Origin of the sequence: Streptomyces sp. DH41 (assembly GCF_029813785.1) — a bacterium.
Lineage (GTDB): Bacteria > Actinomycetota > Actinomycetes > Streptomycetales > Streptomycetaceae > Streptomyces.
On record NZ_JARVKY010000054.1, the window covers coordinates 1 to 13,025 of the forward strand.

At 71.0% G+C, this 13,025-nt stretch carries 11 protein-coding genes; 5 read left to right on the top strand and 6 right to left on the bottom strand.

Features of this window, described 5'->3' with window-relative positions:
• Window positions 1-61: 61 nt before the first annotated feature.
• The gene (locus QC283_RS39215; RefSeq protein WP_279566575.1) at window positions 62-418 is read right to left on the bottom strand and encodes an iron-sulfur cluster assembly accessory protein; all 357 of its coding nucleotides are present in this window, start codon (window positions 416-418) and stop codon (window positions 62-64) included.
• Between the two features lie 252 nt (window positions 419-670).
• Here QC283_RS39215 and nadA point away from each other — a divergent pair, with 252 nt between their 5' ends.
• Both nadA and QC283_RS39225 read left to right on the top strand, forming a co-directional pair.
• Window positions 671-1,855: a quinolinate synthase NadA gene (nadA, locus tag QC283_RS39220; protein WP_279566576.1), complete on the top strand. Its 1,185-nt coding sequence runs from the start codon at window positions 671-673 to the stop codon at window positions 1,853-1,855.
• Window positions 1,856-1,952: 97 nt separating this feature from the next.
• On the top strand, window positions 1,953-3,467 hold the full coding sequence (locus QC283_RS39225) for a DUF4246 domain-containing protein (RefSeq protein ID WP_279566577.1): 1,515 nt from the start codon (window positions 1,953-1,955) through the stop codon (window positions 3,465-3,467).
• Between the two features lie 125 nt (window positions 3,468-3,592).
• On the opposite strand, the gene QC283_RS39230 is transcribed toward QC283_RS39225, so the two are convergent.
• The 5 genes from QC283_RS39230 to QC283_RS39250 form a co-directional block, all read right to left on the bottom strand.
• A complete protein-coding gene (locus tag QC283_RS39230; protein ID WP_279566578.1) occupies window positions 3,593-6,706 on the bottom strand; it encodes an efflux RND transporter permease subunit in 3,114 nt (1,037 codons plus the stop codon).
• Between the two features lie 178 nt (window positions 6,707-6,884).
• Window positions 6,885-7,568, bottom strand: a complete 684-nt coding sequence (locus QC283_RS39235; RefSeq protein ID WP_279566579.1) for a response regulator transcription factor — start codon at window positions 7,566-7,568, stop codon at window positions 6,885-6,887.
• Entirely contained in the window at window positions 7,565-8,839 is a 1,275-nt protein-coding gene (locus QC283_RS39240; protein WP_279566580.1) for a sensor histidine kinase, read from the bottom strand. Before QC283_RS39240 ends, QC283_RS39235 begins: the two co-directional genes overlap by 4 nt.
• 167 nt (window positions 8,840-9,006) lie before the next feature.
• Window positions 9,007-9,291 (bottom strand): PspA-associated protein PspAA, encoded by a 285-nt coding sequence (gene pspAA, locus QC283_RS39245; RefSeq protein WP_279566581.1) that lies wholly within the window; start codon window positions 9,289-9,291, stop codon window positions 9,007-9,009.
• Window positions 9,292-9,311: 20 nt separating this feature from the next.
• Complete coding sequence (locus QC283_RS39250) at window positions 9,312-10,103, bottom strand: PspA/IM30 family protein (RefSeq protein WP_279566582.1); 792 nt, start codon at window positions 10,101-10,103, stop codon at window positions 9,312-9,314.
• Window positions 10,104-10,373: 270 nt separating this feature from the next.
• On the opposite strand from QC283_RS39250, the gene QC283_RS39255 reads away from it, so the two are divergent.
• The 3 genes from QC283_RS39255 (at window position 10,374) to QC283_RS39265 (ending at window position 12,977) form a co-directional block, all read left to right on the top strand.
• The gene (locus QC283_RS39255; protein ID WP_279566585.1) at window positions 10,374-11,012 is read left to right on the top strand and encodes a DUF3043 domain-containing protein; all 639 of its coding nucleotides are present in this window, start codon (window positions 10,374-10,376) and stop codon (window positions 11,010-11,012) included.
• A gap of 83 nt (window positions 11,013-11,095) precedes the next feature.
• Window positions 11,096-11,797 (top strand): class I SAM-dependent methyltransferase, encoded by a 702-nt coding sequence (locus QC283_RS39260; protein WP_279566583.1) that lies wholly within the window; start codon window positions 11,096-11,098, stop codon window positions 11,795-11,797.
• A 67-nt stretch (window positions 11,798-11,864) separates the two neighbouring features.
• Window positions 11,865-12,977 carry a S1C family serine protease gene (locus QC283_RS39265; RefSeq protein WP_279566584.1) on the top strand — a complete coding sequence of 371 codons (1,113 nt, stop codon included), beginning with the start codon at window positions 11,865-11,867 and terminating at the stop codon, window positions 12,975-12,977.
• The last annotated feature ends 48 nt before the right edge of the window (window positions 12,978-13,025 follow it).

Below are 13,025 nucleotides of genomic sequence, written 5' to 3' on the forward strand. Positions count from 1 at the left end.
GCCCGGGGGGTCCCCGGGCCGCCGCCCTCTTGTCACGACTGTGGCGTGTCCGCCGCGCGGCTCAGCTGAAGGAGTCGCCGCAGGCGCAGGAGCCCGTCGCGTTCGGGTTGTCGATGGTGAAGCCCTGCTTCTCGATCGTGTCCACGAAGTCGATGGTGGCGCCGCCCAGGTACGGGGCGCTCATGCGGTCGGTGGTGACCTTGACGCCGTCGAAGTCCTTCACCACGTCGCCGTCGAGCGAGCGCTCGTCGAAGAAGAGCTGGTAGCGCAGGCCGGAGCAGCCGCCGGGCTGGACGGCGACGCGCAGCGCGAGGTCGTCACGGCCTTCCTGGTCGAGCAGGGCCTTGACCTTGGCCGCGGCGGCGTCGGTCACGATGATGCCGTCGGTGACGGTGGTGGTCTCGTCCGATACGGACATCTACATCTCTCCCGGGTTGTACGGAGACTGCTTGCCGACGATTTCAACCGGCCGGGCCGCGGATTCATTCCGGGGTCCAACCCGTGTCTTGCCCCTCGGCCTTCCCTTCATGCTCGCACACGCCCCGGGGAGCGGACAGCGGCTCCGGCGCCGGGATTCACGTCACACCGACACTATGGGCATCGTCAAACTGACGTGAACCGGTTATGATATATAGCGTCAGTTCGACGAAAAGTAGAAAGGGTAGGTGTCGTGACCACCGCCCAAACCCAGGAGCTCGACGTACAGCCGTCGCCCCTCGCCCTGCTGCTCCTCGGCCGCGAGGCCGATCCGAGGAGCGAGCGCGGTGTGGAGTGCCCCGGAGACCTGCCCTCGCCCTCCGACCCGGACCTGGTCGCACGCGCCCGTGCGGCCAAGGAGAAGCTCGGGGACAAGGTCTTCGTGCTCGGTCACCACTACCAGCGCGACGAGGTCATCCAGTTCGCCGACGTCACGGGTGACTCCTTCAAGCTGGCCCGGGACGCGGCCGCGCGCCCGGAGGCGGAGTACATCGTCTTCTGCGGTGTGCACTTCATGGCGGAGTCGGCCGACATCCTGACCTCCGACGACCAGAAGGTGGTCCTGCCCGACCTGGCCGCCGGCTGCTCCATGGCGGACATGGCGACCGCCGAGCAGGTCGCCGAGTGCTGGGACGTGCTGACCGAGGCCGGCATCGCCGAGCAGGTCGTGCCCGTCTCGTACATGAACTCCTCCGCCGACATCAAGGCGTTCACGGGCAAGCACGGCGGCACGATCTGCACGTCGTCCAACGCCGAGCGCGCCCTGGACTGGGCCTTCGAGCAGGGCGAGAAGGTGCTGTTCCTGCCCGACCAGCACCTCGGCCGCAACACCGCGGTGCGGGACATGGGCATGTCCCTGGAGGACTGCGTCCTCTACAACCCGCACAAGCCGAACGGCGGGCTGACCGCCGAGGAGCTGCGCGACGCGAAGATGATCCTGTGGCGGGGTCACTGCTCGGTGCACGGCCGCTTCAGCCTCGACTCGGTGAACGACGTGCGTGAGCGCATACCGGGCGTCAACGTCCTGGTGCACCCCGAGTGCCGGCACGAGGTCGTGGCCGCGGCGGACTACGTCGGCTCGACCGAGTACATCATCAAGGCCCTGGAGGCGGCCCCGGCCGGCTCCAAGTGGGCCATCGGCACCGAGCTGAACCTGGTCCGGCGGCTGGCGAACCGTTTCGCTGCCGAGGACAAGGAGATCGTCTTCCTCGACAAGACGGTCTGCTTCTGCTCGACCATGAACCGCATCGACCTGCCGCACCTGGTCTGGACGCTGGAGTCCCTCGCCGAGGGCACCCTGGTCAACCGGATCGAGGTCGACAAGGAGACCGAGGCGTTCGCGAAGCTGGCGCTGGAACGGATGCTGGCGCTGCCGTAACCGGTCGGCGAAGGCGGGCGGGAAGCCCACGGCCGCGGTGTCGGACCGCTGCCGTAGGCTTCCCGCCGCCGCACTCCGACTGGGAGGATCCAGAGCATTGACCGGCCTGTCTGCTTTCCCGCTGCCCTTCAACGCGTCCCACTCCATGCCGTCCGTGAAACCGCGAACGCTGCGGGAACTCGAGATGATGCGGTGCAGCGCCCACCTCCGGTCGAAACGGGGGTGGTCCGACAAGATGCACGACCCCGGCATCGTCGCCAGGTGGACGCGGGAAGCGGTCGCCCAAGGGCTCACCGAGGCACAGGTCCGTCATGTGCTCGCCGAGCTCGCGCACTACGCCGCGCTGCGGGACGGGGAGAGCGGCGTCGAGGTGTCCGCCGTCGACGGGGTGTGGCAGTCGGACACACTGGTCGACGACAAGCTCCGGTCCCGGCTGCGCGAGGCGGTGCGGGTCCTGGAAGACGTCCCCGAAGCGGAGAAGGACTGGCATCCCGGATCCGACGGCCAGGTACTGGACCTGGTCCACCCCTCCCTGTTCTGCCTGGTGCGGGAGGCGAGCGGCGCACCCGAGCGGGCCTGGCGGAACCCGACGAACAGCTACTCACGGTACGAGTTCTCGGAAAGGTTCCAGTGGCTGCCCACGGACGTCGACGTCAGTGACGACGGCGATGTCACCTTCCGTTCGTACGTCAACAACGTCCACCCCGAGGCCCACGGCGAACTGGCCTCCGTCCTGCCGGACCTGTTCGCGCGCATGCGCCCGCTGTTCGAGAACGTGCTCACCGACCTGCGCCGGCCGCGGCCCCTTCGGATCGAGGCCGATCCCTACGGGTGGTACGACGAGTCGGAGGAGCCGGAGGAACCGGACGAGTCCTCCTTCAGCGACGAAGAGGCCTACGAAGAGGCGGTCCAGGCCTGGGAAGAGGCCTGCGACGACTGGTGGGAGAACCGCCGCCCGGCCGTCCCGGACGCCCCCGAGTTCACCCCGCCCGAGTCGCCCGACCCGTCCGCCCGGGTCGACCTGCGCGGCCGCCGGCTCCAGGTCATCGTCAAGCTCGCCACCATCCACCTCACCCCGGACAAGCCCGAGTACGCGGGCGGTTCCTGGCATGTCGAGGGGATGCTGAACGAGCGGATCGTCTCGACCGGCATCTACTACTGGGACAGCGAGAACATCACCGAGAGCAGGCTGAGCTTCCGGACGGCGCTCGACGACCCGCGCTACGAACAGAACGACCACAACGGCCTGCGCGAGGTCTACGGCCTGGAGAACGAGGACTCGCTGAACCAGGTGCTGGGGTCGGCGGCGACCCCGGCGGGCCGCTGCCTGGCCTTCCCGAACGTCCTGCAGCACCGCGTCGGTGACTTCCGCCTCGCGGACGCCACCCGCCCGGGTCACCGCAAGATACTCGCGTTCTTCCTCGTCGACCCGTCGGAGCGGATCGTCTCGGCCTCCGACGTGCCACCGCAGCAGCCCTGGGCCGACACCTCGACCATGACACTCGAAGAGGCCGAGGGCTACCGCGAAGAGCTCATGCGGGAGCGCAAGTTCTTCGTCGACGAACACAACGAACAGCTCTACGAGCGGGAGTTCTCCCTGTGCGAGCACTGAGCGGCCGCACGCCCGGCCGCGCTCTCTGAGCGCGCTTCGGCCGCGCTCCGGCCGCGCCCGCGCGACGCGAAGGGGCGCCCCCGTGATGACTCCACGGGAGCGCCCCTTCGCCGTACCGACGGGTGTCAGACCTGGGCCGGCTCCGGTTCCTCCGAAGGCTCCGGCGGCACGGGCAGGCCCTTCTTCGCCGCCTTCTTCTTCGCGCGCCGCTCCTTGCGCAGCTCCAGCATCGCGTAGAGCGTCGGGACCAGCAGCAGGGTCAGCAGGGTCGACGTGATCAGACCGCCGATCACCACCACGGCCAGCGGCTGGGCGATGAAGCCGCCCTCGCCGGTGACGCCCAGCGCCATCGGGAGCAGAGCGAAGATCGTCGCCAGGGCCGTCATCAGGATGGGCCGCAGACGGTGCCGGCCGCCCTCGACGACCGCTTCGACGACACCGTAGCCCTGCTTGCGGTACTGGTTGATCAGGTCGATCAGCACGATCGCGTTGGTGACCACGATGCCGATCAGCATCAGCATGCCGATCATCGCCGGGACGCCCATCGGGGTGCCCGTCGCCAGCAGCAGGCCGATCGCGCCGGTCGCCGCGAACGGGATCGACACGAGCAGGATCAGCGGCTGGGCCAGCGACCGGAAGGTGCCGACCAGCAGCATGAACACGATCGCGATCGCCGCGAGCATGGCCAGGCCCAGGTTGACGAACGCCTCGTCCTGGTCGGCGGTGACGCCGCCGATCTCGGCGGTGGCGCCGGCCGGCAGGTCCAGTCCGTTGATCTCCGACTGGAGTTCCGTGCCCACCGCGCCGGTGTTGTCGCCGGTCGGCTTGGCCGTGACGGTCGCCGAGCGCTGCCCGTCGATGCGGGTCATCGACACCGGACCGTCCACCAGCTCGACCGTGGCGATGTCGCCGAGCTTGGCCGGACCCAGGTTCAGGGCCTTCAGCTGGGCCAGCGTCTCGGCCGGCTGGGCCGACTTGATGACGACATCGCGCTCGGTGTCCTCCAGGACCGCCTTGGCCGCCGGGGTGCCGCGTACGGCCTGGGCGACGGCCGCGCCGAGCGTCTGGTCGGTGAACCCGGCCTCGGCGGCCTTCGCGGTGGCCTTGACCGAGATGCGCGGCACGCTCTGCGCCAGGTCGCTGGTCACGTCGGTGACGTCGTCGAGCCCGGCGACCGTCTTGCGGACCTCCTCGGCGGCCTCACGCAGCACCTGCGCGTCGGCCGCCTTGACGACGACGCTCAGGTCCTGGCTGCCGAAGCCGCCACCGGCGCCGACCGTGGTGGTGCCGATGCCGTCGAGCTTCGCGAGCCCGTCCTCGATGTGGTCCTGGACGTCCTCGGTGGACGCCGAGTCCTCCAGCATGAGCTGGTACGTGGCCTGGTTGGTGTCCGTGCCGCCGCCGAAGGCGGCCATGAAGCCGGACGAGCCGATGGTGACCTGGTAGTCCTTGACGCCGTCGGTCTCGCCGAGCAGCTTCTCGACCTTCTTGGCCTGGGCGTCCGTCGCCGCGAGGCTGGTGCCCGGCTCCAGCTCCTGGCTGATGCTCAGGACCTTCTGGTCGCCCTGGTCGAAGAAGTTCGTCTTCAGCAGCGGCGCCATGGCGAACGTGCCGATGAGCACGACGACGGCGATGGCCAGGCTGGACAGACGGCGCCGGGTGGCGAAGCCCAGGACGGAGACGTAGAGGCGCTGGAGGCGGCTCTTGGCCTCCTTCTCCTCGGCCAGCCGGCGGGCCTCGGCCGCGTCGTCGGGGGTGTTCTTCGGCGGACGCAGGAACCAGTACGACAGCACCGGGACGACCGTCAGCGACACCAGCAGGGAGGCCAGCAGCGCGGCGGTCACGGTCAGGCTGAAGGAGCCGAACAGCTCGCCGACCATGCCGCCGACCAGGCCGATCGGCAGGAACACGGCCACCGTGGTGAGCGTGGCGGAGGTGACCGCTCCGGCGACCTCGCGGACCGCCTTGAGGATGGCCTCCCGGCGCTCCTCGCCGTAGCCGAGGTGCCGCTTGATGTTCTCCAGGACCACGATCGAGTCGTCGACGACCCGGCCGATGGAGATGGTCAGGGCGCCCAGCGTCAGCATGTTCAGCGACAGGTCGCGGGTCCACAGGACGATCAGGGCGAGCACCACCGACAGCGGGATGGAGACCGCGGTGACCAGGGTGGAGCGGATCGACGTCAGGAAGACCAGGATGACCAGGACGGCGAAGACCAGACCGAGGCCGCCCTCGGTGGTCAGGCCCTTGATGGCCTTGGACACCGCCGGGCCCTGGTCGCTGACGACGGTGAGCGTCGCGCCGGAGCCGAGCTGCTCGCGCAGTTCGGGCAGCTTGTCCTCGACGGCGTCGGAGATCGCTACCGCGCTGCCCTCGTGGTCCATCGTCACGGCGACGGCGAGGGACGGCTTGCCGTCGGTACGAGTGAGGGAGGTGGCCTTGGCCTCCTCCTCCTCGACGGTGGCGACGTCACCGAGGCGGACCGGCTTGTCGACGCCCTCGCCGGTGACCATGAGGTCCTGGATCTGCTTCAGCGAGGTGTAGCCGCCGCCGACCTGGACGGTGCGGTTGGCGCCCTCCTCGTCGAAGGAGCCGGCGGGGACGGTCGCGCCGCCGGCCTGCAGGGACTGGGCGAGGGCCTGCGGGGCCACGCCCGCCCTGGCCAGCTTCGCCGGGTCGGGCGTGACGGTGACCTGGACGTCCCGGACGCCGTCGATCACGACCTGGGCGACCCCGTCGATGTCCTTCAGCTCGGAGACGACCGTCTTGTCGAGCTGGTCGGCCAGCGCCTGCTGGTCCTTGTCCGAGGTGACGGCGAGGACGACGGTCGGGATGTCGTCCGTCGACCCGGAGATGACCTGCGGGTCCACGTCGTCCGGAAGCTGGGCGCCGGCCCGGTTGACGGCCTGCTGGACGTCGGCGACGAGCTGCTGGGTGTCCGGGCCGTAGTCGAAGGACGCCATGATGACGGCGGTGCCCTCACTGGCCGTCGAGGTGATGCCCGAGATGCCGTCGACGGCTTCGAGGCTGTCCTCGATCGGTTCGACGACCTGCTTCTCGACCACGTCCGGCGAGGCGCCCTGGTAAGGCGCCAGCACGGAGACCATGGGCAGTTCGATGGTGGGCAGCAGCTGCTGCTTGAGCTGGGGGATCGCTATCGCCCCGAAAACGAGCGCGACGATCGACATCAGCCCTATCAGGGCCCGTTGCGCGAGGCTGAATCTCGACAGCCAGGACATGGATCAGGGTCTCTCTTCTGTGGCCGAGCAGGGGACGGGGCACATACGGCGCCACACGCGGACGCCACACGTGAGCGCCCACCCCACACCCTGGGCCATGGGTGACCCCGATTCCCTAGGCCCCAGGTCCATTTCCTTATCCGGCGCCTACTCCCGCCGCAGTACACCCGGGCCGGGGTCACTCCACCCTTGGACGTACCAGCCCGGATTCGTAGGCGACGACGACCAGCTGGGCCCGGTCGCGGGCACCCAGCTTGGACATGGCCCGGTTGACATGGGTCTTGACGGTGAGCGGGCTGACCTCCAGCCGCTCGGCTATCTCGTCGTTGGAGTGCCCGCCGGCGACCTGGACCAGCACCTCGCGCTCGCGCACGGTCAGCGTCTCCAGCCGCTCGGCGCGGGCGGGGTCGCGGTCCTCGCCGGCCGTTCCGTCCTGGGCGAGGAAGCGGGCGATCAGCCCTTTGGTGGCGACCGGGGACAGCAGCGCCTCGCCGCCGGCCGCGACACGGATGGCGGCGAGCAGTTCCTCGGGTTCGGAGCCCTTGCCGAGGAATCCGGAGGCGCCCGCGCGCAGCGACTGCACCACGTAGTCGTCGACCTCGAAGGTGGTCAGGATGACCACGCGGACATGGGCGAGGGCCGGGTCGGCGCTGATCAGGCGGGTGGCGGCGAGGCCGTCGGTGCCGGGCATCCGGATGTCCATCAGCACGACGTCGGCCCGCTGTTCGGCGGCCAGCCGGGCCGCCTCCGCGCCGTCGGACGCCTCCCCCACCACCTCCATGTCGGGCTCGGAGTCGACCAGGACCCGGAAGGCGCTGCGCAGCAACGCCTGGTCGTCGGCGAGCAGGACACGGATCGTCATACGGGGCCCTTCGCGGCGTCGGTGCGGTTCCTGACCGGAAGGATCGCATGGACCCGGAAACCGCCTCCGTAGCGGGGACCGGTGGTGAGGGTGCCGCGCACGGCGGTGACGCGCTCGCGCATGCCGAGCAGGCCGTGCCCCCCTCCGCCGGTGACGGCTCGGGCGGAGATGTCGGCGGTCCTGGCAAAGGCACCGGGGGCCCCGGCCGGGGCGTCGGCCTCGCCGCCGCCGTCGTCGAGCACGGTGACCTCGATGTTCGGTCCCACCCGGACGATGCTGACCTCGGCCTTCGCCCGCGTCCCGGCGTGCTTCTGCACGTTGGTCAGCGCCTCCTGGATGATGCGGTAGGCGGCCAGGTCGACGGCGGTGGGCCGGTCGGTGCCCTGGTCGGTACGGGCCACCTCGACGTGCAGCCCGGCGTGGTGGAAGGTGGCGACGAGTTCCTCGAGGCGGTCCAGGCCGGGGGCGGGTTCGGTCGGTGCCTCCGGGTCGTCGGACTGACGGAGCAGACCGACGGTGGCGCGCAGCTCGCCCAGCGCGGAGCGGCTGGCCTCCCGTACGTGGGCCAGGGCCTCCTTGGCCTGGTCGGGCCGTTTGTCCATGACGTGGGCGGCGACCCCGGCCTGGACGTTGACCAGGGCGATGTGGTGGGCGACCACGTCGTGCAGGTCGCGGGCGATGCGCAGCCGCTCCTCGGCGACGCGGCGGCGGGCCTCCTCCTCCCGGGTGCGCTCGGCCTTCTCGGCCCGGTCCCGGATGGCCTGGACGAAGGCACGCCGGCTGCGGACGGCGTCCCCGGCGCTGGCGCCGATGCCGGTCCAGGCGAAGACGGCGAGGTTCTCCTGCGCGTACCAGGGCAGGGACCCGGCGAGCATGGCGGCGCCGGTGAGCACCGTCATGGTGAGCAGGCCGACCCGCCAGGTGGTGGGACGGTCGGTGGAGGCGGCGACGGTGAAGAGGGCGACGACGGCGGACATGACGACGGGCGCGCGGGGCTCACCGGTGACGCCCTCGACGATGGCGACACCGCCGGTGACCGCGAGGACCACCAAGGGGGCGCGGCGGCGGAAGACGAGGGCGGCGGCGCCGACGGCCATGAGGGCCAGGCTGAGCACGTCGGGGGTGCGCAGGGCCCAGCTGACACCCTCGGGACCGTGCGGGTCCACGAAGGAGCCGGCGACCATGCACACCAGGACGGCGGCCGCGATGGCCGTGTCCAGGGCGTAGGGGTGGGCGCCGATGGTGCAGCGGGCGCGGGCGAGGGTGCTCACGGCGATTCACGGTAGCCGGACTGGGCGTGTCTTATGACGGGGACCGCGTTCAGCGGGCGTCGGCCGGGGGCCGCGTCCCCGGACCCCCGCGTCGGCCCGAACGGCCTCGGCCTCAGGCGCCGGACCGGCTGAAGGAACGTACCGCCCGGGAGACAGGCTGCCGGGATTCACGTCCCGCCCGGGATGAGGCCGTCGTCGCTCAGGAGTTCCTGGACCTCCTCCAGAGTGGCGTCCGGGGACGGCAGGATGAGGTCGGACGGCTCCAGGAAGTCGTCCGGAACGGGCTCGCCCAGCTCGCGGACCTTGGCCAGGAGGGCCTGGAGGGTCGCGCGGAAGCCGGGGCCGTCGCCGTTCTCCATCTCGGCCTGGAGCTCGTCGTCCAGCTTGTTCAGCTCGGCCAGGCGGCCGTCGGCCAGCGTCAGCTGGCCCTCCCCCATGATCCGTACGATCATGTCGCCCTCCTAGGCGTGGGCTACTGCTTGTCGAAGCGCGGAGTGTCCTGCGGCTGCTGCTGGGACTGCGCCTGGCCCTCGCCCTGGCCGCCCTCGATGGCCTGCCGGTCGGAGGTGCTGCCCCCGGACAGCTCGGCCTTCATGCGCTGCAGTTCCAGCTCTACATCCGTACCACCCGAGAGCCGGTCCAGCTCGGCCTGGATGTCGTCCTTGTGCATGCCGGACTGGTCGTCCAGGGCGCCGGAGGCGAGCAGTTCGTCGATGGCGCCGGCCCGGGCCTGGAGCTGGGCGGTCTTGTCCTCGGCCCGCTGGATGGCCAGGCCGACGTCGCCCATCTCCTCGGAGATGCCGGAGAAGGCCTCGCCGATACGGGTCTGCGCCTGGGCCGCCGTGTAGGTGGCCTTGATGGTCTCCTTCTTCGTGCGGAAGGCGTCCACCTTGGCCTGGAGGCGCTGGGCCGCCAGGGTGAGCTTCTCCTCCTCGCCCTGGAGCGTGGCGTGCTGCGTCTCCAGGTCGGTGACCTGCTGCTGGAGCGCGGCGCGCCGGGAGAGCGCCTCGCGGGCCAGGTCCTCGCGGCCCAGCGCCAGCGCCTTGCGGCCCTGGTCCTCCAGCTTGGACGACTGGGACTGGAGCTGGTTGAGCTGAAGCTCCAGGCGCTTGCGGCTGGTCGCCACGTCGGCGACACCGCGGCGCACCTTCTGCAGCAGCTCCAGCTGTTTCTGGTACGAGTAATCGAGGGTCTCGCGCGGGTCCTCGGCCCGGTCAAGGGCCTTGTTGGCCTTCGCGCGGAAGATCATCCCCATACGCTTCATGACACCGCTCATGGGCTTCGCGCGCCCCCTTCTGACCGACTCCAGCTCCAGCACCTGCGACAGAACCCACAGTACGGGCCCTGCGTCCATTACCGCACTGTTCGGGGACGGATGCGCTCATCCCCAAGGACGACTGCGTACGCTCCTGGTCCGGCGTAGGGAGTAGGTGGTCCCCGGGTTGTCCGGAATGATCCGGTGCCCGAGGGCGTACGCAACGTCCCCTCTGTCCACTTACAGACGACCGGCGTTGCCGGATCGTTCCCCACCGGACTGGGGTCCACACCCCGAGACCCCGTACCCTTGGGTTTTGTGTTCCGTAGCCGTGCCAAGGAAGAGAAGGCACCGAGCCTCGTCAAGACGCCGGTGACCGACTCCAATCAGCCCCGTGACCCGCAGGCGCCCAAGGGAAGGCCGACGCCCAAGCGCAGTGCGGCCCAGTCCCAGCGCCGCAGCGTCGCCAACACTCCGATGACGCGCAAGGACGCCGCCAAGCGCCAGCGCGAGGAGCGCCGGACCGCGATGGCCCGACAGCGTGAGGCGCTGGCGAAGGGCGACGAGCGGTACCTGCCGGCCCGTGACAAGGGCCCGGTCCGCAAGTTCGCGCGCGACTTCGTCGACTCGCGGTTCAACATCGCGGAGTACTTCCTGCCGATGGCCGTGATCATCCTCGTGCTGAGCATGATCCAGGTGCCCGCCCTGCAGAACGTCGCGCTGCTGCTGTGGCTGGTCGTGATCGTCGCGATCGTGCTGGACTCGATCGTCACCGGCTTCCGGCTGAAGAAGCGCCTCGCCGAGCGCTTCCCCGACGACCGCAGGCGCGGCGCGGTCGCCTACGCGCTGATGCGCTCCCTCCAGATGCGTCGGCTCCGGCTGCCCAAGCCCCAAATCAAGCGCGGGGAGCGGCCCTGAGCACGACGCCGTTCGCCGGGGGCGCGGCGGATGCCTGGCTGAACAGGCTGGGCGGTCTGCGCGACGTCGTACGGCAGGAGCTGGTGGCCCGGCAGCTGGACGAGCAGGTAGCCGGGCGCTTCCCGGTCGGCAAGCGGCTGCGGGTGCTCGACGTGGGCATGGGGCAGGGCACGCAGGCGCTGCGGCTGGCCCGGGCCGGGCACCAGGTGACCGGTCTGGAGCGGGACGCCACCATGATCGCCGCGGCGCGCGACGCCCTCGCCGGCCAGCCCGAGGGCATCCGGGAGCGGATGCGGATCATCGAGGGCGACGGCCGGGACACCGGCGTGCACTTCCTGCCGGGCAGCTTCGACGTGGTGCTGTGCCACGGCGTGCTCATGTACGTCGAGGAGCCCGACCCGCTGCTCGCGGGGCTGGCCCGGATGCTCGCGCCGGGCGGGCTGCTGTCGCTCCTGGTCCGCAACGGCGACGCGCTCGCCATGCGCCCGGCCCTGCACGGTGGGTGGGCCGGCGCGCTGGCGGCCTTCGACACCACCATCTACCGCAACCACCTGGGCCTCGACGTCCGCGCGGACCGGCTGGCGCCGCTGACGGCGAAACTCGCGAGCATCGGCGCCCCGCTGCACACCTGGTACGGCGTCCGCGTCTTCACGGACGCGGCACCCGACGACGCCCCGGTCCCGGACGACCTCGAGCTCCTGCTGGCCGCCGAGATGCGGGCCGGCCGGACCGACCCGTACCGCGGGGTCGCGGCGCTGCTGCACCTGTGCGGGGTGCGGGGGTAGCGGCGCGCGGCGCCCGTTCGGGTGTTCACCGGGAGCCGGGGTCGTGGCGCGCGGTGAGACTCGGGGCATGGATGCTTCCCGTGCCCGTCGTGTCTGCCGTACCCGCCGTACCCGTGTGCTGCCGCGGCTGCTCTGCCCCGGCGCCGCGCTGGCCTGCTCCCTGCTGCTCGTCGCCGGCTGCTCCGACACCGGCTCCGGCCCGCAGGCGCGGAGCGGGCGGGAGGGCGAGGCGGCACAGGCCGCCGCACCGCTCGCGGCCAACGACCTGCAGGCCGACTACGAGCGGGTGATCAAGGACGTGCTCCCGTCGGTCGTGCAGATCCAGGCGGGCGACTCCCTGGGCTCGGGGGTCGTGTACGACGACAAGGGGCACGTCGTCACCAACGCGCACGTCGTCGGGGAGAACAGGAGCTTCCGGGTGACGACCGCCCGCAACGAGGAAGCCCTCGCCGCCGAGCTCGTCTCCTCCTACCCCGAGCAGGACCTCGCCGTCATCAGGCTGGAGAGGGTGCCCGACGGCATGAAGGCGGCCCGCTTCGGCGACTCCTCGAAGGTGGACGTCGGGCAGATCGTACTGGCGATGGGCTCGCCGCTCGGGCTGTCCTCCAGCGTGACGCAGGGCATCGTGTCGGCGACCGGACGGACCGTCACCGAGGGCAGCGGCGGGGGCGGTACGGGCGCGACGATCGGCAACATGGTGCAGACCTCCGCGGCCATCAACCCCGGCAACAGCGGAGGCGCCCTGGTGAACCTCGACGGACAGGTCATCGGCATTCCGACGCTGGCGGCGACCGACCCGGGCCTCGGCGACAGCGCGGCGCCCGGCATCGGGTTCGCGATCCCGGCGTCGATGGTGCGGACGGTCGCCGGCCAGATCATCGAGGACGGCCGGGTGACCGACTCGGGCCGGGCGGCGCTCGGCATCACCGCCCGTACGGTCGTCGACGACGGCTACCGGCCCGCGGGCGTGGCCGTCGTCGAGGTGAGTGACGGCGGGGCCGCCGACAAGGCGGGGCTGCGGCCCGGGGACGTCGTCGTCCGGCTGGGTGACACGGACATCACCACGATCACCTCGCTGGCCGAGGCGCTGGCGCCGATGCGGCCGGGCGACCGGGCGAAGGTGACCTACACCCGCGACGGCGACGAACGGACCGCCGAGGTCACGCTGGGCGAGCAGTGACGGGGCGGGGCGGGCCCCGACCGGGGCCCGCCCCGCCCCGCCCGCCGG

Coding starts and splice junctions, on each gene's coding strand:
- QC283_RS39215 (WP_279566575.1), bottom strand. CDS start 418: ATGTCCGTATCGGACGAGACCACCACCGTCACCGACGGCATCATCGTG.
- QC283_RS39230 (WP_279566578.1), bottom strand. CDS start 6,706: ATGTCCTGGCTGTCGAGATTCAGCCTCGCGCAACGGGCCCTGATAGGG.
- QC283_RS39235 (WP_279566579.1), bottom strand. CDS start 7,568: ATGACGATCCGTGTCCTGCTCGCCGACGACCAGGCGTTGCTGCGCAGC.
- pspAA (WP_279566581.1), bottom strand. CDS start 9,291: ATGATCGTACGGATCATGGGGGAGGGCCAGCTGACGCTGGCCGACGGC.
- QC283_RS39250 (WP_279566582.1), bottom strand. CDS start 10,103: ATGAAGCGTATGGGGATGATCTTCCGCGCGAAGGCCAACAAGGCCCTT.
- QC283_RS39265 (WP_279566584.1), top strand. CDS start 11,865: ATGGATGCTTCCCGTGCCCGTCGTGTCTGCCGTACCCGCCGTACCCGT.